This window comes from Pseudaminobacter soli (ex Zhang et al. 2022) (genome assembly GCF_014595955.1).
GTDB lineage: Bacteria > Pseudomonadota > Alphaproteobacteria > Rhizobiales > Rhizobiaceae > Kumtagia > Kumtagia pseudosoli.
In genome coordinates, this window is sequence record NZ_JABVCF010000008.1 from 1 (window position 1) to 21,528 (window position 21,528).

Consider the following 21,528-nt stretch of genomic DNA (forward strand, 5'->3'; position numbering starts at 1 on the left):
GATCGACTGAATGAGGGGGGTCAATTTTGGACGCCGATCCTCCCTGCTAAGGGGTCAAAATTGCACGCCGATTCACACGAAGTTTCTCGCGACCAGTTCAATCTTGGAATATGCGCCGGCTTGAGCCGCGTTGACGGCCGTCGCGGTCTGGCCCTGTAGAGCGTTGAGATCGAGCGCCATCGTGTTTTTGGAAACGCCTGTGCGCTTCTCGATCACCTCGTCCATGTACGCCAAGCCGGTCAGAGCTTCCTTCGCTACGAATGGAACGAATGAGGTTGTAACGGCTGCGTTCGGATCGCCAGTTGTGCGGATGACGTTGCCAATCTGACGGTCATAGACGGAATCCATGTTGACGATGGAATCTTCGTTCACGACCCTGTCAGGGATATTGGACGCATAGAGGTTGTCCAGCAGCTGACGGGTGAGAGTGGTTTTGACGCGTTGCACGTCTTCCACTTCATTGAAGATCGAATTGCCCAACCAGCGGTGTGGAACACGTTCCGCTACGAAATCGGTGAATGGGTAATCCTCTTCCCACTCTTCCCAATCCAATACGTCTGATGAACCGGAACCACCCATCACCACCTTGAGTGTTTCGGCGATCCCGTCACCATTGTAGTCACAGCGAATGTAGCATTCGATGGTCTCCACGATGTCCATGGACTCATCCAAACCGGATGAGGTGTAGACGGAACCAATCTGTTCCCTTCTCGCGACCTGAACGCGGTCAAATGACATTGTTCCGCCAAACGCTGGCAGCTTGGCTACCAAGTCAGGGTCATATCCTTCTTCAATGAGTGATGAGCGAGTGTTTAGTGCTCTATGACCGCAGAAGGATGAGGTGCGAATTGATGTCGCTTTCGCGTCAATCAAGAATTCTTCTGGTGGAACTGCGCAAATTTTGACGCGGCCAAGCTTCTCGGTTCTCTTGATTTTGACATCATGAACCGCAACCACCATCGGTGGCATCATTGGCAATTGACCACCGCCAAGTGGGTTTTCGGGAGTTTGAGGCTGCTCGACAAGCTCTCTGGTTTGGTGCTCCAGAACATCAATGTCAGGTTCGCTCAGAAGGAGCGCCAATTGGCCTTCGGTGAGGTTATGGAAGACGCTGACCGAGGTTCTTTCGTATGGCTCCCACCAGTGCTTCACCACTCCGTTGGCGTGGAGCAGAGCGTCCTGGAACACGTCCCAAAAGACTTCGTATGCGTCCAACTCATTGAGAATGAAATTGATGTAGTCGGTAGCCTGTTCGGCGGTTTGCTCGTCCTCCGGTCCAACCGGCTCGTAACAGACGATATTGTCCCCGGAGAAAAACACCCTCATCAAGCCGGGCATCATGAATGAGATCGTATCGGACACGTCACGTGACGTTACGGATGATCTCCCTTCCTCGGCTGGAAGGTCGCGGACTTCACCGCGCATATACTCAATCGCGCGAACACGGTCCTTGCGGAACTCGGATCGGTCGTAGTCAATGCTTCTTGCGATTTCGGCTTGGCACAGTGCTCCTATTTCACTTTCCGAAAGTCTAATTCCCTTTGCCATCTATTTCCTTTGATTATTATTTTTTGAAAAGCGTTCATCAAAAGCTCCATTGTAAACATTCTCGCTTGGTTGGATTTCGTTCTGACTCATTATTTATTTAACAGTGCTAGCTTAGCCAAACTTCTGGAAAGCTCCTTCTCCGCTGCCTCTTTGGTGTAGAACATACCTAAGTGCGCGCGAACCTCGTTCACCTTTATGAATGCAACATATTTGTTTGCTGCCTCATCCTTGTACACGTCACCATATTTGAAACCGCCATCTAGCTTCAGATTGCTCCATCTGTTGTCGGTCACATCACCGTTGAGATGGATGACTTTGTTAACGGCTGGGTATCGGCCTGTCTGATAGTAGAAGGCCAATTTATCAGGCTCGAAAACAAGGCTGTTGACCTCGATCACCTTCTTGCCGAGTGCCGATCTAACTGGCTTGGATTCGACCCACTTCATTTCCGGTTCGGTTAGTTCGTTCGTGACCTGTCGCCACTCATAGAACTTCCCTGTTTCCGGCACATATTTGATTAGCTGTTTTAGAACGTCGTATTCGATCAATTCGTACTCCTTTCACGCGGACCATCACATTGATTTAGCTCTCCGTTTTATGGCATGTTCATGTTTTGTTCTTAGACCAATCCAGACACAAATCGCTTGGTGTATTCCTTCTGCTTCGGTCTCTCATCCATACCGATGATCATGTAGCGGAAGGAGTCAGCCGAGTTTGATGTCCAGTCGTGGAGTGGCTTGCGTTTCAAAATCTGGTTCTTGTGGTCGTATTCGGCTTTGTAGTTTCTGAGACAATCAACCCCACGTGCGCAGCTGGTGGCGTCAAACCAGAACCTGTTGAACTTGGAGCGAACGAGATCGATGTCGCCCATAAGGTCATTGGTTCGTGGAAGCACTCGACATTTGAAACCGCGTTCTCTCAGGAATTGCGCTCTGCTCTTTCCGGTCTGGAGTTCGCGAGCGTCAGCGTCATGGGGAAGGATAAGCTGGTGGATCGGATAGCTTCTGGACTTCAGCCAATCGACATAGTGACCCAAATCCTCGCCTGAGTTTTCGTAGTGGTCGATGAAGTGGAACTCTCTTCCGACCAGCTGACCGACCCAGATCGCGGTGGAGTCATTGATACCAAGGTCCATTGACGCAAAGACATCGGCGCTGCGGTCATATGGGACGCTGGTGAGGTGGTTGCCTTGCTCAAGCTCCTCGATGCCCTTCGCGTAGAAGGCACCCATTATCCCGGCTGTGAAGCTACATTCGAACTCCTGCTGGTACTGCTCCTTACTCATCGCTCGCTTAGCGTCAGCGAGTTCGCTGTAGTCGATTAGAGCGGTCTCAGAGGCTTTCAGGATGAGTGAGAACCAAGCAGGATCGGTCAGCGAGTTCTGGTAGATGTCGTAGAACTGGTTCTTGCCCTTCGGTGTCCCGATGAAGACAGCCCAGCCTTTGCGGTCGGACAGAGCGGGACGGATGACCTCGGACCAGGCTCTTGGATCTTGGTCCCCTGCCTCGTCGATGATGCAGCCATCCAGATAGATGCCTCTCATACGGTCGTAGTTGTCGGAACCGTAGAGACGGATACGTGCGTTGTTATGGGGAAAGGTGACCGAGAGTTCGGCCTCTTTGACAACCACACCGGGAATGGTGGCCGTCATGTCTTTGAGGTAGCTCCAGACGACGTCCTTCGCTTGGGCGTATGTTGGAGCAATGTACGCGAAGCGAGGGTTCTTTTTGGTTTCCCTCAGTGCCCAATCAACTAGGTCAGCGATGCAAGCGACTGTCTTGCCGGCACGTCTATGGGCAACTACGCATGCCCATCTTTGTTTTCGTGTATGAAATCCTAGAAATTGCGCTCTTGGTTGATAGTCAATATGTACGTCCATTAAGTTGTAGTTCTTTCAGTTCCTTGTTCTCCTTCTCATGGCAAATGATTCAATGTTTCAGTCGTCTGCTGGTTAATGATTACTGCGTTTCGCGTATTCCTGTCCGTCCATCATTATGTTGAGGCATATGATGGCCATTTCAGCGGCCCGATCAAAGGATTCGAATAGTTCCACCATCTCCTCATCCCAGACTCCATTCTCATACATCTTCACGGAGAACTTTCCGTTCTCAACCTTCTGAACGTGGTAGTAGATATCCTCGTCCAGTTCATCGCATGAGATAGATGTGATACCGCACCCAAGGTCCTCTATTGTGATATCGTATTGATTGCTCATCCTTATTCCTCCAGCAGCCTATCGATCTCATCGTCGGTGGTGTCCTTGATGATTCGATTGGTTATGTCATGCATTGGCTGATATTCCAGCTGTTCAGCCGCCCTAGGAACGCCAGTGAAGACATTCAGGCTCATGCTGCCCTGCACCGTACTCTCGATTTGTGCGTGAGCTAGGTCAGGCAATACCTTCTTCAGCAATATGTTAGCTGCCTCAACCTGCGTCTTTGTCATCTCTCGTTTGCCTTCAACGAAATCGATGAGGTTGTTGAGAATGCGAGAGTTAGCAATTTTCTCTCTGTGCTCAGCACTCAGTTTGGTTTTGTATTTTGAACCGTTTGTTGACATTCCGCTTCCTCTAGTTCGCCCCCGGTGAAGGTAGTATCTTTTCCAACATCGCGATATGCTCATCCACCTGCTGCGCCGTTATATTAACTTTTCCCTTCACGAACTCAGTTAGCTCAACGAACCTTCTGTACATGTCCGCAGCTAGCTCTGGTGTATCGAACACACCTATTGTCTTGAATGAACCGTTCACGTGGATTCTGGCCTTCCACTGGTCACGACCGTACTTCGTCACTCCCTTGTAAGGACGCTTGTTGCGTGGACTCATTCGTCTCTTTTCAGAGATCGTCACCAGCTTGAGGTTGGACCATCTGTCGTCAGCTGAATCCGCGTTGATGTGGACGACCTCATATCCTTCGGGCAAAACACCCGTCATCCAGTACCAAATGGCTCTAGAGCGGGGGATTTGCTTGCTATCCCCTGTTGAGACATACCAGCGATTGAGATGAGGATTGTAATAGCCAGCTGGCTTTCCGTTTAGCTCTGACTCCTTGGACTTCACCCAAATGAATTCGCCAGTCTCCGGATTGTAGTCATACTTCTGTATAAATTTGTCGTGCGCAATCATGGATAGTTCTTCTTCTCATTAGCTCCTTTATGATCACGTGAACATTCGTGGATGATGCAATCACTTGACCGATTACAGCTATTTAGTTGTTTTCGGTTTTGGACATAAAAAAGGGCTGACCACGTGAGGAGAAGTGGTCAGCCCGAGGAGTTTGTAGTTTGAAGGCCAATTAGAGGGAGGGAACTGGCCTTTTAGTGGTCAAATGTCATCACGACTTTCAACATAGTTATTTATTCTTTCATCAACGTCCTTCTGTCGCATTCTTCGTTCATGTGCAGTCCAAATTGCTGACGACACTATGTCCTCAAGACGATCGATGGTATGGCGTAATCTGTCCAACTCATCAAATGTCTCCATGTCGGGTGGCGACTCCATTTTGGTGATGAGTTGCTCTGCTCTCTTAATGAAGAAGGGATCAGCAGAGAACTGAAACTCATCCTCTAGAATCCCCACTGCTTCTTCCATTAGCCCTTCGAAATTGTCACCCTTTCGGTATGTGTCTATTCCGAGTTCACCAAAAAGTTGGAACTCTTTTTGATATACCAACTCTCTGAATCCAATTATTTTGTTAAATGACACCATTTCACCTCCTTTTGTTTCGATGCAGCTATTTAGTTATTTTGTATCGGCAGGAGCGTGTGGAGGAGGAACGGGTTGGGAGAGGCTATCGAACAGCCGAAAACTACCCGCTGAGAGGCTGAAAACCGGGCGTTTTACGTGCGTTTTGAAAATTGCCGTGGAAAATCAATGCTCAGCAGTTAACGCCCGTTTAACCACGGGATTTCGCGAGGCTATGTTCCCCTATGACACGAAGAATGAGAGAGCGGCTTCACGACGATTGCGACCGGCGAAGAGAGAAACGTCGCCATCGCAAACAATGGCCGGAACACCCGATCAGCGATGCCCATTGGAGGGGTCTCTTCAGCGCAGCTGCCGGGAAGCCATACCGAAACCGATATCCACCCGGAGTTCGCCACGACGCCTATGATAGAGCTTACCGGCTGGAGCAAAAGAAACGTGCTTCAGGCGCGTTGCCAGTTCGTTCCCCTCCCCTTCCCCTTACGGAAACCAAATAACCGAAACAGGAGGGTGACCGGCCGATCTCGACCACGATCAACATCATGGACCAGGACGAGCATCGACACGTGTATGGCAACGCATTTTACGGCAAGATTGGAGGATTTCAGGGGAATGGCGAGGGAGCGGACGATTTCCGGGATTCAGCTGCGGAGTGGCGAGGGATTCAGATTTGCGCGAACTCTGGAGGACACAGGCCGGATCGGGTATCATCGGGAGGTCAGCGAGTTTCCCTAACGTAAGCACCTGATGCCATTATCGTCCCCATGAGCAAAATTCTGGAGACGAGGGTTCAGGCTCGAAATCCGTGAAGACCCGTGAAAAACGGAATTTCAGATTTCCGTCACTATTAGTAGTGGTTTTCAGACCACAATCTTGAGGTTCAGGCACTAGCTGTAGTGGGTCATTCAGCTTGTGTAGGAATACCTATAGAAAACGCGTGAAATCCGGAATTCATGGACATCGTATGTAGGGGAGAATTGTCACCCTATGGATATCCTGAATGACAGGAGTTTGCGGAGCTTCGCGATGCGGAATGAGCGAATGCGAATGACGCGAGCGAATCCACGTATGCTGATAGAGATATTGTAGTAGCACTGTCAACAATTGGTGAATAACAAATTTGCTATATCTCTTCATAGTATGGATGCGGAGCAATTCACGAGCGTCAGCGAGTGAATCCAACTCTGGGTAAATTCCAGTACTCATGAATCTGGTACAAACCGACTTAGTTGACACCGTCAACTTTTGTTAACGATCAGAGAGTGAGCGATAGCGAACAGCTACTCTGTTAAAGAGAGACTTCTAGACTTAGAAGTATAAGGCTTTTTCTCCTCCTGGCACGCGGTTATTTCAACCCTGTTCCGAGCGGTTTCACGCGTACTGATTTCACGCTGAAACCCTTGATTTCATTAGTGTTCAGCTGAAATCGAACAAGCCGGTTGACTTGTTGGGAGAGCAAGCCGGCTGACTTGTTGGAGCCTAGCGAAATCGATCAATCGAACAAGCCGGCTGACTTGTTCGCGAAGGCAGATTTTTCCGTTTTTCTTGCCTTCATCAGCCGTTTTCATGGGAGAGCGCGTATAAATAAAAGCGAATTTAAAAAGGAGAGCACAATGATTCACTTTAAAGAACTCGATGGTCACTATGACACAAAGCAATCAGCGGAAAAGTTGGGAGTGCATGTAGCGCGATTGCCACAGCTGGTGAAGGAAGGAAGGCTACCATCACCAACAAAGGTGAAGGGCAGCTCATTCTATCCGGTTGATGCGGTCGAAAGGCTAATTGAACACAGAAAGCAGGTTCAAGCGTTGATCGACAATTTTCAGGCTTCTACAGCTAACGAATCAACAAAATAAAAAAGGCTCCACCTACTGCTAATAGATGAAGCCTTTGGTTCCGTCCTAACGGGAACTAACAATCATAAGAAAAATGGGAATACTCTAATGACTGATAACCATATTTATACTCCGTTCGATGACCAGCCAATTTGGCTTACCCACATGACCAAAGCGCAAGCTGCGGATTTCCTCGGGATTCACATCAACAACCTAACGAAGATGACGGATAAGGGGATTATCCCTCCTCCTGTCACCTACAAGGGACGCTCCTATTATTCCTGCGAGGAGATGCAGGCTTCTTCGGACAAAATCGCGGCGGACCTTAAGAACGAGCTTGAGGAGAAGCTTCGCATCATTCGTACCCGTACCAAGCCAGCTTCCATTACCTCGGTCAGACAGATCGTTCTCAAGGCCCATGGCTACAAGTGCGATAAGTGCGGGCAGAAGCACAATGAGCCTTCAGTTCGTTCCGAGAGCGGGAAGACCGCTTATCTCCAGATTCACTGGCCTGATTATCTCCGTCCGCTGATCACAGCGAAGAAGCTTCCATATGGCTGGGATAGCAGCATCAACATGGTGGAGGACGTTGGTCTATTTTGCACCAGCTGCGCACCTTACACCAGAGCGCCACGAAAGGAGTCAGCGAAGGTCGAACCAGCTGTAGAGGTCAATCAGCCTCAGAAAGAATTTTGCGAAGAATTTGAGGCGGAAGAGGTCACAGCTATAACGGTTGATATCCCACACATAGAGGAACTTCCAGTGACCATTGATGACAAAGAACTTTTAGCTGACCACGGCTATGGCGAGTTGATCGAGAAAATTCAGGAACAGGAAGCTGTCCTTCCCGATGCCAACCGCTCATTCAAAGACAAATATGGATTGGGCATTCGTCAGGAAGCGATAATCCGCACATGGATGAGAGACCTTCGCATGACGGAGGAACAGGCGGTTCGCAAATTCCGAAGCGAGAATAGCTAATGTCTACACGCGACCGACCGCTGTTCGTTCTCTCAACGTTCTACCTTCGATCTACGTATTTTACTGTAGGGAAGCTTTCGGAGATTCTGGGAGAGCGGTCCAAGTCGTAGCCTTTGCCGGTTCGGCTAGTACCACCCTCCCAGTCTCGTGCGCTGAGACAGAGTTATCACGCCATAATCCTGCCTCATTTGCTTTGAGCCAAATCAAATCCTTCTGCTCTTGGATTCCTTCTCACCCCTCCCCAACTGACTCAGCGTGAGTCCGCGTCTCGAGTTCATCCCGCCGTTGAAGCCCTGCCCTCTGTCATCACCACCAGAGGGTGACGATTGGATTCGCGAGATCAAATGGGATGGCTACCGAACCCAGCTAATCGTCCAGGACGGCAAAGCGAGGCTCCACACCAGCAGTGGTCTCGACTGGACGGACAAATACCGATCTCTCGCAACGGCTGCGGAAAAGCTGAACGTCAAGTCAGCCATCATCGATGGCGAGGTGATCCTTTGCGACGATGAGGGAAAGCCGGACTTCAAACGCCTCAAGTCCGCGATCCACTCCAAATCCGATTGCCTCCTCTTCATGGCGTTCGATCTCCTCCACCTCAATGGCAAAGACGTTCGCCGGCTCCCCATCGAAGAACGCCGAAAGCTTCTTCAAGACCTCATAGGACCAGAGAACGATCCAATCCGCTTCAGCGAGAGCTTCGAAGAGGACGCGAAGACCGTCTTCGCAGCGATCGATCGTCTTGGGCTTGAGGGGATGGTCTCTAAGCGAAAGGGAAGCCGCTATCGCAGCGGGGACTCACGCGATTGGGTCAAGACGAAGTGCTATGCCGAGGCGACACTCAATATAATTGGCGTCCAGCGGGAGAAGGGGAAACCGGCGATGGTCCTTTGTGCGGATCGTTCTGGTGCTTACGTTGGCGCAGCGGTCGTAACTTTTCCTAAGCTGATCCGCGAACGCCTCTGGGAGCGAGTCCAAGCCCGAAAGACAGCGCGTCCACCAAAGGGCATGGCGAAAGAGAACGCCGAATGGATCAAGCCCGGTCTCATTGGCCGAGTGCGTTTTCTGAAAGGTGAAGAGAAGCTTCGCCACGCCACGCTGAAGGACTTCGAAGAGCAATAGCTGGACCAGTGATACTTTCTGCTGTGGCCTTATGATTTCGGCCCCACTTGGGTTATAAACTAGGTCTGTCTTGATCTGGCGGTCACGAAACTGAGTTCGCCCCGCCAGGGATGACAGCTTCCGACATCTGAAAATGACGGTCGCCGAGCGATTTTCGCTCGACCGCTGGGCGTTTGTTTTTCGTCAACCGAGTGCTTGTCGCTCGGCCGCCGATCTATTGCCGCTCGACGATTTTTGAAACAAAAATCTTTAAGGAGAAACCATATGCCAATCGTTAACGCATCGCCAGCCGAAGAAGGCCATTCCCTACCAGAGTACAGCGAAGAACGCGGTCAAGGTCAGTATCTGCGCTACCGGAACCTGAGCTTCAACACCATCGACGCGAAGCAGCTGTTTCGGCGCATAGATGAGTCTATCTTCAGGTACTGGAATACGACCCTGTTCCTTTATCCGGGGGATATCGATCTTGACGAGCCTCTGCTTACCTTCAGTTTGAAGATGCTGACGGCGTTTAAGAAAATTTATCCTGAGTACAACATCGCCCTTCATTTTCCCGAGCGCGACAAGGAAATGCTTGGGGACAGATATGTTGAGCTGACGCAGGCGTTGACGGAGGAGGTCCGTAATCCCGATGCCAAAGATTCGTGTGGTAACGTGATGCTCACCGTGAAAACGTCGGAGTATGCAGACGCAGACCGAGCCGATTACGACATCATGATTGCCGGTGATTGGCCCTTCCACTTTCCTACCCAAGGATATTTTTGCCTAGTTCCGCTGGGTGAGGAAGCCGAAGAAATCGAAGAGGACGTAGAAGCCGGAGAGCACAGCAAACGCGAGATCGTTTGGACCGACTGCCGGAGCGGCACGGTCACTTACGAAGCCGTATAAGCGAGCCTGAGCGAAGCCGCATAAGCGGACCAGGTAAAAATCATTGGGCACTAAATACCTGAAACAAGGGAAGGAGTGCCCAATGAAAGATTTTCAAATTCTTATCAGACTTTACGGACCAGACATTATCATGGGCTCGCTGATGTTCGCGGGCGTCATCTGGGTTCTCGGCCAGTTTCTCGGCTGACCATCGGCTAATCAGGAATAGTTCAATCGGCAGAACGCAGCCCTCTGAAGGCTGATGTTGGAGGTTCGACCCCTCCTTCCTGATCCATTTACGCTAAGTCCTTGTTTTTCAAGGATTTCGTTTTAGAAAATAACAAAATTAGTTTATTGATTTGACGGGGAACTCACGTTTCCCGTCCACACGCATTTGGGAGTTTCGTATGAGTGGTAACATAGAGAAAATTAGTGGCCATGGCCTACAATATCGGAAGCGAAAGGACTCTTGGTCCGTCTATTGGGTAGCACCGGCTGGGAGCAATTTTCGGCCTCGTACCGTCAACCTCACAAAGTATATTGAGTTCCCCGAGGATCTACTGAAGAAGGCCAAGGAACTAGCAAACCTCGCCAAAAAGCAGAAACTCGGCCTTGGCGTCGATCACGACTACGGAAAGGTCTCATATATCCTGAGACGCTATGAGTTGGACGAGGAATCCCCGTTCCACGAATTGAGCGACGGAAGCCGCCACGTCTACCTCGTCTACCTTCAACGCCTCTGGAAAGACGCGGGCGCAACGAGCCTCAACTCGATCACCTCCAAGGAATTGATCCGGTGGTTCAACGATTGGAGCGGAGACCGAACCAAGCTCGGTGCGGGCAAGACCTGTTTGGCCGTTCTGAAGTCGGCGGTCACTTACGGTGTCTCCTGCCGCGTTGATGGGTGCGCCGAACTCTCCGAGGTTATCAGAGCCACCTCAAGACGGTTCCCCTCCCTCAAGAAGCGTTCGCAATATATTACGGCTGAGGAAGTCGTGGCCTTACGGAAGGCGGCTCATGCGGATGGCCGACCGTATATGGCGCTGACTTACGCTCTTGTTTTCGAGACGTTTCTCAGGCTGTATGACGTGCATCAGGGGTTGGATTGGAGCCACATCGATAGTGACCTGATCCTTCGCTACGTGCCGACGAAAACCGCGCGACGAACTGGCCTGAAAGTGACGTTCGACCTCAAACACGCTCCGATGGTGATGGAGGAATTGGAGGCTATCCTGAAGGATGGGCAGCCACTCTCCGGTCCTGTCATTAAGCATGATCGGCATGATCGCCGTTACCTTGAGCGTGAATTTACCGAAACTTTCCGGCGCGACAAAAGTGCAGCTGGTCTGCCCAAAGATGTATGGGCAAGAGACTTGCGTGCGTCAGGTATTACTGAGGCGAGACTCCACGGTTCTGATATCTCAGACCTTGGAAAAATGGCCGGTCACTCGACTGTAGTCACGACTTCGACAGTATATGACCGAGCGACACTTGCAGCAGCTGAGCGCGTTGCTAAGAATCGCGCCGCGAACCGTCTTATCAATACTTGACTATACTTAGAACGCCATAAACGTTTCTCTGAAAAATCAGCTGCTTAGCGTTAACGGGTTATTTACCACACCGGGCGAAATGTGCGCGTGTCGGGCTCTCGTGATTATCCTGTAGCGAATTCTTCACGAACTTCGAGGCGGGCGGGTCGCCGGAGAGGATCTCCAAGGCTCGCCGGAACGATCGCCTCGATCCCGCAGGAGAGTGAGCAGCCGGCTCGACCGGTACAGGCGGATAGGCGGTTCGATGAACAACAGACGTTCGTATCTCGACACCCTCAACGCAGGGCGGCAACGCAGGCCCAGCGCCACGCTCGAACAGATCACCCAGTCGCTGCAGAACCTCGAGAGCCGGCTTGACCGCTCCCGCGGCTCGCTCGACGACTTCGGAGGGCGCGGCCGTGAAGGCGCGTCGTGGGATCGGGCCCAGCCGGACAGGCGACCGGCCACGAACCTGGCCTCGGCACGGCCCCAAACGCCTCCGACGGGCCGGGCGTGGGAACCCGACCGCTCCTACCACACACTCGCCCGCGATCTCGATCAGGTCCGCGGACAGGAGGAAGGCGTCGCCTCGGTCAGCCGAATCGCCGGCGAACTCAAGGCCCTGCGCGACGAACTGCGCCAGCAGATGACGACCGATATCCGCCAGGAATTTGAAGAACTGCGCAGGGAGGTCACACGAATCGCCGCTGCCGAACACGTTCCCGGAATCGATCGCGGGCTGGCCGCCGAGATCGAGCGCGTCTCGCGCTCCATCCAGGAGCTTTCCGAACGCACCGATGAAGGCACCATGAACGCGCTGCGCAGGGACATCGAGCAGGTGAAGGGCGAACTCGCCAAGCTCGCGCGCGAGGAAACGGTCCGTTCGTCGGAGCGTCATTGGGACGAATTTGACCGGCGCTGGACGGCCCTGGAGGATCGCCAGAAGGCGATCGATCCCGAGATCTCGGCCCTTTCCGAACGGCTTGAAATGATCAGCGAAGCGGTCGGCAATCTGCCCGAATCGCTGTCGCTGCGTTCGCTCGAAGAGAAGGTGCGCATGCTCGCCGGCGCAGTCGACCATTTCCTGCGCCAGCAGGAACGGCAGGCGCCGGAGATCGCACGTCTGATCGAGGAGCGCCTCGACGAGATCTCGCGCGCCATTGCGGCCTCGAGTCTTGGCGCCCAGGGTCCGAGCCTCGACCCGGAGCCCCTCCATCGCATCGAGGCGCGGATCGCCGCACTGGCCAAGCAGATCGACGAGGTGATCGAAGACAGGCCGACTGCCGAGGTGATCGAACGGCTGAATGCCCTGACGCATCGAGTCGACCAACTCGCCGCGCATGGAAGCCTTCCGGAAGAGGCAATCGAACGCCTTTCGCAACACGTGCTCGCCGTTGCAGCAAGAATAGAGCAGACGCCTTCGGAAGCGGACCGGCGGTCGCTCCTGGACAGCATAGACCAGCGCTTCGATATGCTCGCGGCATTGATCGAGCGCCGGCAGGGCGACGCCATCGAGCGGGGCGACATGATGTTCCGCGAGCTCGAGCGTCGCCTCGATGAAGTCGCGGAGCGGATCGATCTGCGTGGGTCGGAGACGCTCGACACCGCGCAAGTCATGCAGGCGCTGGACGCGCACTTCGGCCATCTGGCCCAGCAGCTTGCTGCTACACCCGCGATGGACGCTGCCTCGCCGGCCATCCGCGGCATTGAGCAGCGGCTCGAGAGCATTTCAGCGCGGCTCGACGAGTCGGCGGCGAAGGTCGCAAGCATCGACCCCGATCTCATCCGCAATCTGGAAAGCCAGGTGGCTGCGCTGTCGGAGCATCTCAGCCGGCCGGCTGCGCCCTTGCCAGAGCTCGAGGATATCGGGCCGAGGCTGGATCATCTGGAGAGGGCGATCGCCGAAAGCCGGGAGTCGTTGCTGGAAGCCGCCCGCCAGGCAGCCGAGCACGCCATGCGCGATCTCACTGGGTCCGATGTCCACACCAGCGCCGTGAGCGGGCTGGGTGAGGACCTTCGCGCCCTGGAGAACCTCACGCGGCGCTCCGACGAGCGCAATGCGAGGACGTTCGAGGCCATCCACGACACGCTGATCAAGATCGTCGACCGGCTGGGCACGATCGAAACCGGAGAGGCAGCGCTTTCCCACCCCGACACCCAGCAGCCGGACCTCGATCCCGACCCACTCGCGAAGAGGTTCAACGCCAGCAAGATCGATATCGACAGCACTCCTCCCCTGCATTCCGAGCACGTGGAGGACAGTCTTCCCTCCCGGCCACAGAGCTCGGCTCCGGAACTGCCCGACGAAAATCCGCGCAGCCCGGCCGAGGCAGCCGCGGAAGCGGCCCTGGCTGCTCTGGGTTCAGAGGTGGTGGAGCCGCGGGCGACGGCGCCCAAGGCTAAGTCGCTGCTCAGCGGCCTCTCGCGCGTGCTGGGCAGGAAGGAGAGCTCCAGCAATTCGGCGAAGGTCGCCGATGGCGAAGAACTCGACGGGCCCTCGCCTTCTGTTGCAGCGAAAGCAGAATTGGCGCCGGAGGCCGGGCTGGACGAGCCACTCGACCCGACGATCGCCGACCGCCCGCTCGAACCCGGATCGGGTGCGCCGGACCTGAATGCGATCATGAAGCGGGTTCGCGAGGAGCGCGGACAAACCGCCAAGGCCGGGCCGACGGACGCCGCGAAGGCGGATTTCATCGCCGCAGCCCGCCGTGCGGCACAGGCAGCGGCAGCTGAAGCCGGAACCAGTGGGCGCGGCAACTCGCGCCTTCCCGGTCCGAAGCGCGCAGGCGTTGGCGACATCTTCAGGAAGCGTCGCAAGGCCATGTTGATGGGCGCCACTGCCGTGCTCGTCGTACTGGCGGGCGCTCAGTTGGTGAACGGCTTCATCGGTGATGATCGCGTGCCGGCACCTCTCGTTGCCGACCAGGCCGATCAGCCGGCCGACACCTTGGGGGTCGACGCTACCGGAGAAACTGCGACGGACGAGGTGGTCGCTGAGGCCGCTTCCAACGCCCGGGCTGCAACTCCCGTCAGGCAAGAACCTGCCGCTGCGGAGGCCGAGACTCCGGAAGCTGCCCAGCCAGCAGTCAAGACTGCTCCGGCCCAGGCGACGACAGTTGATGCGAATCCGGTCGCAGTTGCGAGCGCCGCGGCGTCTGTCGTGGACTCCGACGCCCAGGACCTGGCAGAAGCGTCCGACGGCGCTGCGCCAGCGGCCCAAGCGGCCGGTACCGCCGAGGTCCACTCCGATTCGCCTGCGACTGCGTCGGCCGCAGCGGCGCCAGCCCAACAGCCCACTGCCCACCCCATCAGCATTCCGGTCGAGGCGGGTCCCGTGGGGCTGCGCGAAGCAGCCGAAGCCGGCGATGCCAAGGCGCTATTCGAGGTCGGTGCCCGCTATGCCGATGGCCGCGGCGTCAAGGCGGACATGAAACAGGCCGCGCACTGGTACGAGAAGTCGGCGGAACTCGGCTTTGCGCCGGCACAGTACCGCATCGGCAATCTTTACGAGAAGGCGCTGGGTATCCAACGCGATGTGGAGAAGGCCAAGACCTGGTACCAGCTCGCAGCTCAGCAGGGCAACGTCAGCGCGATGCACAACCTTGCCGTGCTGTACGCGATGGGGGCGGATGGGACCGCCGACAACGAGTCGGCAGCGCGGTGGTTCAAGCGTGCGGCCGATCTCGGCGTGAAGGACAGCCAGTTCAACCTCGGCATCCTCGCGGCAAAAGGCGTCGGCATGCCTCAGAACCTGGAAGACTCCTACAAGTGGTTCGCCCTTGCCGCCAATGCCGGTGACCGCGACGCCGCGGCAAAGCGCGACGAGATCGCAAATTCGCTCCGCCCCGAGCAACTCGAACGGGCGCGCGGCCAGGTCGATCTCTGGAAGTCTCAGCCGATCGAGGCCGAAGCCAACTCCGTCGAAATACCGGAATCCTGGCAGGAAAGCCCCGGCACGACGGCCTCAATCGACATGACGAAGGCCATCGGCAACATCCAGAATATCCTCAACAAGAACGGCTACGACGCCGGCGCCGCCGATGGCGTCATGGGCCAGAAGACGAAGAACGCCATCATGGCCTTCCAGAAGGACAACCAGATGGAGCCGACCGGCGGGATCGACGAGAAGCTGGTGCGCGCGCTGCTCGCCCGAAAGTGAGGGGGCGGCAGTTCGCTCGCGGTAAGTAAACCGTTGAGATGTTTTTTGTTTCGGCTTTCCAGCGAAGTTTGACTTCGCCGCAATGTCGGCGCATGAGCTTCCTACAGCAAATCGCGTTTCGACGCCTTTAACGCTTCAGCACTTGCAGTCGAGAGTGACGGGTGGGCATCTATCTCCCGATCGCGGAAATGTCGGTCAATGTCCTGGTCCTGCTCGCCATGGGCGCGGCAGTCGGATTTCTGTCGGGCATGTTCGGCGTGGGTGGCGGCTTCCTGATCACGCCGCTGCTGATCTTCTACAACATCCCGCCCGGGATCGCGGTGGCGACCGGCGCGAACCAGGTCATCGCATCGTCCTTTTCCGGAGCATTGGCGCACTTCAAGCGCGGCACGATTGATTTCAAGCTGGGCACCGTCCTGCTGATTGGCGGCGTGGCCGGCTCCACGGTCGGCATCTTCCTGTTCTCGCTACTGAGAAGCATCGGACAACTCGATCTGATCATCTCGCTGATGTACGTGGTTTTCCTCGGAGCGGTGGGCGGTCTCATGCTGGTCGAGAGCGTCAATGCTCTCAGGCGCAACAAGGAGGGCGTGCCGCAGTCGCTGAAGAAGCCCGGCCAACACGGCTGGATCCATCGCCTGCCACTTAAGATGCGCTTCCGCGCGTCGAAGCTCTACGTCAGCGTGATCCCCGTGCTTGGCCTTGGGGCAGGCATCGGCCTGCTTTCGTCGATCATGGGCGTCGGCGGCGGCTTCATCATGGTGCCCGCCTTGATCTACCTGCTCAAGGTGCCGACCAACGTCGTCGTCGGCACGTCGCTCTTCCAGATCATCTTCGTGGCGGCCTACACCACGATCGTGCATGCCGAAGCCAATCAGACCGTCGACGTGGTGCTCGCCTTCATCCTCATGGTGGGCGGGGTCGCGGGAGCGCAGTACGGCGCCAAGGCCGGACAGAGGCTGCGTGGCGAGCAGTTGCGGGCGCTGCTCGGGCTGCTGGTGGTCGCGGTGGCGATCAGGCTTGCCTTCGATCTGTTCCTGCCTCCGCCGGCGATCTATTCCCTTACGCCGGGACTGTGATCGATGAGTTGGAGGCGCCGCACCGTCGCACTCACCTTCGCCGCGGCGCTCCTTCCGTGCTCCTTGCTTGCCCAGGAACCCGCGCCGGAGAGGATCCAGATCGGCCTCTCCACAGACGTGATCCGGATCGGCGCAGATTTCGGCGGCGCCGACCTGACCATCTTCGGCTCCATCGAGAACATCGATCCCACGGTGGTGCGGCAGGGGCGCTACGATGTGATCGTGGTGCTCGAAGGACCCGCCCGCCCGATCACGGTAAGGCGCAAGGACCGGGTACTGGGCATCTGGATGAACACGGACTCCGAATCCTTCGTCAATGTACCGGAGTCATACTCCATCGCCACCACGCGCCCTCTGCAGGACATCACCGGCCAGAACAGTTACCGACGGCTCGCGCTCGGCATCGACTACGTCCATACGGAGCCGTACGAAGAAGATGTAAGTCCCGCCACACTGCAGGAATTCAGGGCGGCGCTGCGCGACCGGAAGAAGGCGAACGGCCTCTACAACCAGCGCATTGGAGGCGTTCAGTTCCTCTCGTCGAACCTGTTCCGCGCGACCGTCACGCTGGCGCCCGACGTTCCCGTCGGAACCCATAAGGCGCGCGCTTTCCTTTTTCGCAACGGCGTCTTCATCGACGAAACATATGCGAACCTCGCCATCCTCAAATCCGGCTTCGAGCAGATGCTGTTCCGGCTCTCCCGCAACCACAGCCTGTTCTACGGATTTGTGGCAGTCGGACTGGCGATGGTCACCGGCTGGGTCGGCCGGCTCGTATTCAAGCGGGACTGATCAGCCCGGCCGGAGCATCGTGCCGGCGATGGGATAAGTCCGGTCGGTGCCGAGCATATGGGCGATCAGGCCATCGCTCCGGAAAAGCCCGGCGAAGGCGCGATCCAGGACATTCAAGCTCCCTGTATAGCTGCCGAAGGCCGGCATGATCATGCGGCTGCCGTCGGTGGCGAAGCAGCGGCGCCGGATCGAGCGGCCGCGCTGGACGATCCGGGCGCCGGGATGAAGATGACCGGCGATCTCGCCTTTAGCCTCGCTCTTGGACGGCTCGTGACGGAACCGGATCGACCCCAACGAGATCTCGCGAACACTTTCCCCGCCTACTCCCTCGGGAGGGTCGGGATCATGGTTGCCGCTCACCCAGAACCAGTCGCGGCCGGCCATCATTGCCGCGAGCGCAGCGCGGAAAAGCTCGGGCATCCGCGCCGAGGCCTGTCCGTCATGGAAACTGTCGCCGAGACTGACCACGACCTTCGGGGAAAAATCGTCGAGCACGGAGCGCAGGCAGGAGAGCGTCACGGCCGTGTCGTAGGGCGGCAGCATCGAGCCGCGCCGTGCGGCCGACGAACCTTTTTCGAGGTGCAGGTCCGAGACGGCGAGCAGGCTCAGTTCGGGGAAGAACAGGGCTCCCCGGCGATCACATATTGCGGCTTCGCCGGCGATCTCGATCACGCCGTCCAAGCCACCTGTCCTGTTGGTCCGACTAGTCCGAGCGGTGGTCACTCGCTGCCCATTGCCTCTTCAACGAGAGACGCTTCCTCCAGAAGCGTCTCGTTGGCTTCTCCTGCCACTCTTTCCCTGCCGATCTCAAGCATGATCGGCACAGCCAGCGGCGATATGTGGTCGAGGTGCTTATGCACGATTCGGCCGCGGATCCGGGAGAGCATGTCGGCAACCCTGCTGACATCGAGCAGCCCAGCCGCGGCATCGGCGCGGGTCGCCTGGAGCAGCAGATGGTCGGGCTCGTGCGTGCGCAATACGTCGTAAATGAGGTCGGCCGAGACGGTGACCTGCCGGCCGGTCTTCTCCTGTCCCGGATGACGTTTTTCGATCAGCCCTGAAATCAGCGCGCAGTTGCGGAAGGTGCGCTTCAAGAGCCAGCTCTCGGCCATCCAGGCCTCGAGATCGTCGCCCAGCATGTCCTCATCGAACAGCTTCGATAGAGGCAGTTCGCCGCCCTCGAACATCGCGCCCATGTCGTCTAGCGCCCACACCGCGATCGAATAATCGGTGGCGACATAGCCGAGCGGTCGTGCGCCGGCACGGTCGAGCCGCCTTGTCAGCAGCATTCCCAGGGTCTGGTGGGCGAGCCGGCCCTCGAAGGGATAGCAGACCATGTAGTGACGGTTCCCGCGCGGAAACGTCTCCACCAAAAGGTCCTCGCTATGCGGTAGCACCGACTTGTCCGCCTGGATGCGCAGCCAGTCCGCGACCTGATCGGGCAGCGCCTTCCACCGCTCCGGGTCGGCCAGCATGGCGCGGACTTCGCTCGCGAGATAGGTCGAGAGCGGGAACTTGCCGCCATTGTATACGGGTATACGCGGATCGTTGCCGGCGGCGTTGGAGACGAATGCCTCCATCTCGCGGATGCCCTCGAGCCGCAGCACCTTGCCTGCAAACAGGAAGGTGTCGCCCGGCGAGATGGTCTCCATGAAGCTTTCTTCTATCTTGCCTAGGACCGGCCCGCCTCTCGTGGCGAGGCCTTTGCCCGAGCGCGCATAGCGTAGCGTCAGGTACGGCGCTTCGACGATCGTACCGACGTTGAGCCGATACTGCTGCGCGAAGCGCGGATGCGACACGCGCCACCTGCCGTCCTTCGTCCTCCTGATCTTGGCGTAGCGCTCATAAGTCCTCAGCGCATAGCCGCCGGTCGCGACGAAATCGATGGCGCGGTCGAAGATCTCGCGAGGCAGGCTCGCATAGGGCGCGGCGCTCCTCACCTCCTGATAAAGATCGTCCGCATCGAAGGGCTCGGCGCAAGCCATGCCGAGGATGTGTTGAGCAAGCACGTCGAGCCCGCCATTCACCAGCGGCGGCGTGTCCTGCGCGCCCAGATAGTTCGCTTCCAGTGCCGCCTCGCATTCGAGCACTTCGAAGCGGTTGGCAGGGATCAGGATCGCCTTACTCGGCTCGTCGAGCCGGTGGTTCGCACGGCCGATGCGCTGGGCAAGCCGGCTGGCGCCCTTTGGCGCGCCGACATGCACGACCAGGTCGACGTCGCCCCAGTCGATGCCGAGATCGAGCGTCGAGGTGGCGACGATCGCGCGCAGGCTGCCGGTCTCCATCGCCTTCTCCACGCGCCGGCGCTGACTGACGTCGAGCGAACCGTGATGAAGCGCGATCGGCAGCGTGTCATCGTTCACCCGCCAGAGCTCCTGGAACAGCATCTCGGCCTGGCTGCGCGTGTTGACGAAGAGCAGCGTGGTTTGATGCTCTCTGATCGCCTCGTAGATTTCGGGAATGGCATAACGCGAGGAATGCCCGGCCCAGGGCACCCGCTCCTCGGAGTCGAGGATGGTGATCTCGGGCTTGGCTCCGCCCGTCACGGTGATGATGTCGGCCAGGGGAGAGTTACCCTCCCCCCCTAAGGGGGAGGTGCCGCCGAAGGCGGCGGTGGGGGTCATAACGACCGCGCTCGACATGCTGGCAGAGCCTTCGGAGACTACTCCCTCTGGCCGCTGCGCGGCCATCTCCCCCTCAAGGGAGAAGAAACCGCCCTGCGGCACGAGCCAGCGGCGCAGTTCGTCGGGCTGCGCGACGGTCGCCGAGAGCCCGATCGCCTGAAGCGACGGCACGTAACGGCGCAGACGCGCCAGCCCAAGCGCGAGCAGGTGTCCGCGCTTCGACGTCACCAGCGAATGTAGTTCGTCCAGGACCACATAGCGCAGGCCGGAGAAGAACCGCTTTGCGTCGGGCGAGGCGATCAGCAGCGCGAGTTGCTCCGGCGTGGTGAGCAGTATGTCCGGCGGCGCGTGCTTCTGGCGCTGGCGCTTGTGGGCCGGCGTGTCGCCCGTGCGCGTCTCCAGCGTGATCGGCAGGCCCATCTCGTCGACCGGCTTGCCGAGATTGCGCTCGATATCGACCGCCAGTGCCTTCAGCGGCGAGATGTAGAGCGTGTGGATGCCGCGCTGCGGCTCGCCGGGCTTGCGCTTGGGGCGGCTTGCCAGATCGACCAACGACGGCAGGAAGCCGGCGAGCGTCTTGCCGGCGCCCGTCGGCGCGATCAGCAGCACCGAGCGCCCGGCCTGCGCGCGGGCAAGCAGGTCGATCTGATGGGCGCGCGGAGACCAGCCGCGCCGCGCGAACCAGTTCAGGAACGGCTCGGGCAGGTACGCGGCACCGTCCTGCGGCTCGACGCGGCTTTGTTCTGTCACGCGCTAAGAGGTATAGCGCCGCGCGTGGCGCGCCAACAGGAATTTGGAACAAAAGGGGATCGATTCCCTCGTTCAATACCGGACCCATATCCTGCGCAGTTGCGTTCCTAGCAGATCGACCAGCCTTGACATGGCTGCGGGCGGGATATCCTGCAGGTTCGGATTCCATGCAGAGAGGATGAAGCTCGCAAATCCGTTCGGAGGCTCGTAGTTCAAGTCGTTCAGCGATACAGTCGCCCCGCAACAGGGCGCAGCGACCTCCAAGTCGCGGAAAGAACTCTCGGCGGCGCCATCCATAGCGTCGGCCCACCATGTCGATGCGTCGCGAGAACAGGAGGGACAACTCACGCCCTCCCAGTTCTCTCCGGAGTCGACGAATGCTACCTCTTTAAGGAACTCGACAGTCACCTCTTCGGCGTCAGGAGCCAATTCGGCCAACAGTGTTCGCTCCGCTTCCGCGGCATCCGCGGAGGGCAAGAAATTCTGATCCGTCGGGATGAGTTTGATCCAATTGTCCGACATGATGCCCCACTTAAATG

At 57.1% G+C, this 21,528-nt stretch carries 17 protein-coding genes and 1 tRNA gene; 9 read left to right on the top strand and 9 right to left on the bottom strand.

The annotated features are described in order from the left end of the window. Nucleotides 1-72 precede the first annotated feature (72 nt). The 7 genes from HUI96_RS15485 to HUI96_RS15515 form a co-directional block, all read right to left on the bottom strand. Nucleotides 73-1,548: a portal protein gene (locus HUI96_RS15485; RefSeq protein WP_188255583.1), complete on the bottom strand. Its 1,476-nt coding sequence runs from the start codon at nt 1,546-1,548 to the stop codon at nt 73-75. 89 nt (nt 1,549-1,637) lie between these two features. Next, the gene (locus HUI96_RS15490) at nt 1,638-2,096 is read right to left on the bottom strand and encodes an HNH endonuclease (RefSeq protein ID WP_188255584.1); all 459 of its coding nucleotides are present in this window, start codon (nt 2,094-2,096) and stop codon (nt 1,638-1,640) included. A gap of 71 nt (nt 2,097-2,167) precedes the next feature. After that, a complete protein-coding gene (locus HUI96_RS15495; protein ID WP_188255585.1) occupies nt 2,168-3,427 on the bottom strand; it encodes a terminase large subunit domain-containing protein in 1,260 nt (419 codons plus the stop codon). A 72-nt stretch (nt 3,428-3,499) separates the two neighbouring features. Next, nucleotides 3,500-3,763 (bottom strand): hypothetical protein, encoded by a 264-nt coding sequence (locus HUI96_RS15500; RefSeq protein WP_188255586.1) that lies wholly within the window; start codon nt 3,761-3,763, stop codon nt 3,500-3,502. A gap of 2 nt (nt 3,764-3,765) precedes the next feature. Beyond that, nucleotides 3,766-4,107: a hypothetical protein gene (locus HUI96_RS15505; RefSeq protein ID WP_188255587.1), complete on the bottom strand. Its 342-nt coding sequence runs from the start codon at nt 4,105-4,107 to the stop codon at nt 3,766-3,768. Between the two features lie 10 nt (nt 4,108-4,117). Beyond that, nucleotides 4,118-4,672 carry an HNH endonuclease gene (locus HUI96_RS15510; protein ID WP_188255588.1) on the bottom strand — a complete coding sequence of 185 codons (555 nt, stop codon included), beginning with the start codon at nt 4,670-4,672 and terminating at the stop codon, nt 4,118-4,120. A gap of 198 nt (nt 4,673-4,870) precedes the next feature. Then, nucleotides 4,871-5,254, bottom strand: a complete 384-nt coding sequence (locus HUI96_RS15515; protein ID WP_188255589.1) for a hypothetical protein — start codon at nt 5,252-5,254, stop codon at nt 4,871-4,873. A gap of 1,466 nt (nt 5,255-6,720) precedes the next feature. Between HUI96_RS15515 and HUI96_RS29095 the strand changes: the two genes are divergently transcribed. From HUI96_RS29095 to HUI96_RS15560, 9 genes are all read left to right on the top strand, one after another. Next, on the top strand, nt 6,721-7,107 hold the full coding sequence (locus HUI96_RS29095; protein WP_210320193.1) for a helix-turn-helix domain-containing protein: 387 nt from the start codon (nt 6,721-6,723) through the stop codon (nt 7,105-7,107). A gap of 87 nt (nt 7,108-7,194) precedes the next feature. Next, a complete protein-coding gene (locus HUI96_RS15525) occupies nt 7,195-8,067 on the top strand; it encodes a hypothetical protein (protein ID WP_188255591.1) in 873 nt (290 codons plus the stop codon). Between the two features lie 255 nt (nt 8,068-8,322). Next, complete coding sequence (locus tag HUI96_RS15530; RefSeq protein WP_337918387.1) at nt 8,323-9,189, top strand: RNA ligase family protein; 867 nt, start codon at nt 8,323-8,325, stop codon at nt 9,187-9,189. A 264-nt stretch (nt 9,190-9,453) separates the two neighbouring features. After that, the gene (locus tag HUI96_RS15535) at nt 9,454-10,077 is read left to right on the top strand and encodes a hypothetical protein (RefSeq protein ID WP_188255592.1); all 624 of its coding nucleotides are present in this window, start codon (nt 9,454-9,456) and stop codon (nt 10,075-10,077) included. 198 nt (nt 10,078-10,275) lie between these two features. Further along, nucleotides 10,276-10,351 (top strand) — tRNA-Gln (locus HUI96_RS15540). A gap of 112 nt (nt 10,352-10,463) precedes the next feature. After that, nucleotides 10,464-11,606, top strand: a complete 1,143-nt coding sequence (locus HUI96_RS15545) for a tyrosine-type recombinase/integrase (RefSeq protein ID WP_188255593.1) — start codon at nt 10,464-10,466, stop codon at nt 11,604-11,606. Between the two features lie 244 nt (nt 11,607-11,850). Further along, nucleotides 11,851-15,744 carry a peptidoglycan-binding protein gene (locus tag HUI96_RS15550; RefSeq protein WP_188255594.1) on the top strand — a complete coding sequence of 1,298 codons (3,894 nt, stop codon included), beginning with the start codon at nt 11,851-11,853 and terminating at the stop codon, nt 15,742-15,744. 161 nt (nt 15,745-15,905) lie between these two features. Next, nucleotides 15,906-16,823, top strand: coding sequence for a TSUP family transporter (locus tag HUI96_RS15555; protein ID WP_188255595.1), 918 nt, complete (start codon nt 15,906-15,908; stop codon nt 16,821-16,823). A 3-nt stretch (nt 16,824-16,826) separates the two neighbouring features. Continuing rightward, nucleotides 16,827-17,615: a TIGR02186 family protein gene (locus HUI96_RS15560; RefSeq protein ID WP_188255596.1), complete on the top strand. Its 789-nt coding sequence runs from the start codon at nt 16,827-16,829 to the stop codon at nt 17,613-17,615. Here the strand turns inward: HUI96_RS15560 and pdeM are convergent, their stop codons facing one another. Together pdeM and HUI96_RS15570 are read right to left on the bottom strand one after the other, a co-directional pair. Next, the gene (gene pdeM / locus HUI96_RS15565) at nt 17,616-18,296 is read right to left on the bottom strand and encodes a ligase-associated DNA damage response endonuclease PdeM (protein WP_188255597.1); all 681 of its coding nucleotides are present in this window, start codon (nt 18,294-18,296) and stop codon (nt 17,616-17,618) included. A gap of 38 nt (nt 18,297-18,334) precedes the next feature. Further along, nucleotides 18,335-20,989, bottom strand: coding sequence for a DEAD/DEAH box helicase (locus tag HUI96_RS15570; RefSeq protein WP_188255598.1), 2,655 nt, complete (start codon nt 20,987-20,989; stop codon nt 18,335-18,337). Nucleotides 20,990-21,528 lie beyond the last annotated feature (539 nt).

Bases quoted from the DNA above. Each gene is read 5' to 3' on its own strand.
- HUI96_RS15485 (WP_188255583.1), bottom strand. From the start codon at position 1,548: ATGGCAAAGGGAATTAGACTTTCGGAAAGTGAAATAGGAGCACTGTGC.
- HUI96_RS15495 (WP_188255585.1), bottom strand. From the start codon at position 3,427: ATGGACGTACATATTGACTATCAACCAAGAGCGCAATTTCTAGGATTT.
- HUI96_RS15500 (WP_188255586.1), bottom strand. From the start codon at position 3,763: ATGAGCAATCAATACGATATCACAATAGAGGACCTTGGGTGCGGTATC.
- HUI96_RS15505 (WP_188255587.1), bottom strand. From the start codon at position 4,107: ATGTCAACAAACGGTTCAAAATACAAAACCAAACTGAGTGCTGAGCAC.
- HUI96_RS15510 (WP_188255588.1), bottom strand. From the start codon at position 4,672: ATGATTGCGCACGACAAATTTATACAGAAGTATGACTACAATCCGGAG.
- HUI96_RS15515 (WP_188255589.1), bottom strand. From the start codon at position 5,254: ATGGTGTCATTTAACAAAATAATTGGATTCAGAGAGTTGGTATATCAA.
- HUI96_RS15525 (WP_188255591.1), top strand. From the start codon at position 7,195: ATGACTGATAACCATATTTATACTCCGTTCGATGACCAGCCAATTTGG.
- HUI96_RS15535 (WP_188255592.1), top strand. From the start codon at position 9,454: ATGCCAATCGTTAACGCATCGCCAGCCGAAGAAGGCCATTCCCTACCA.
- HUI96_RS15545 (WP_188255593.1), top strand. From the start codon at position 10,464: ATGAGTGGTAACATAGAGAAAATTAGTGGCCATGGCCTACAATATCGG.
- HUI96_RS15550 (WP_188255594.1), top strand. From the start codon at position 11,851: ATGAACAACAGACGTTCGTATCTCGACACCCTCAACGCAGGGCGGCAA.
- HUI96_RS15560 (WP_188255596.1), top strand. From the start codon at position 16,827: ATGAGTTGGAGGCGCCGCACCGTCGCACTCACCTTCGCCGCGGCGCTC.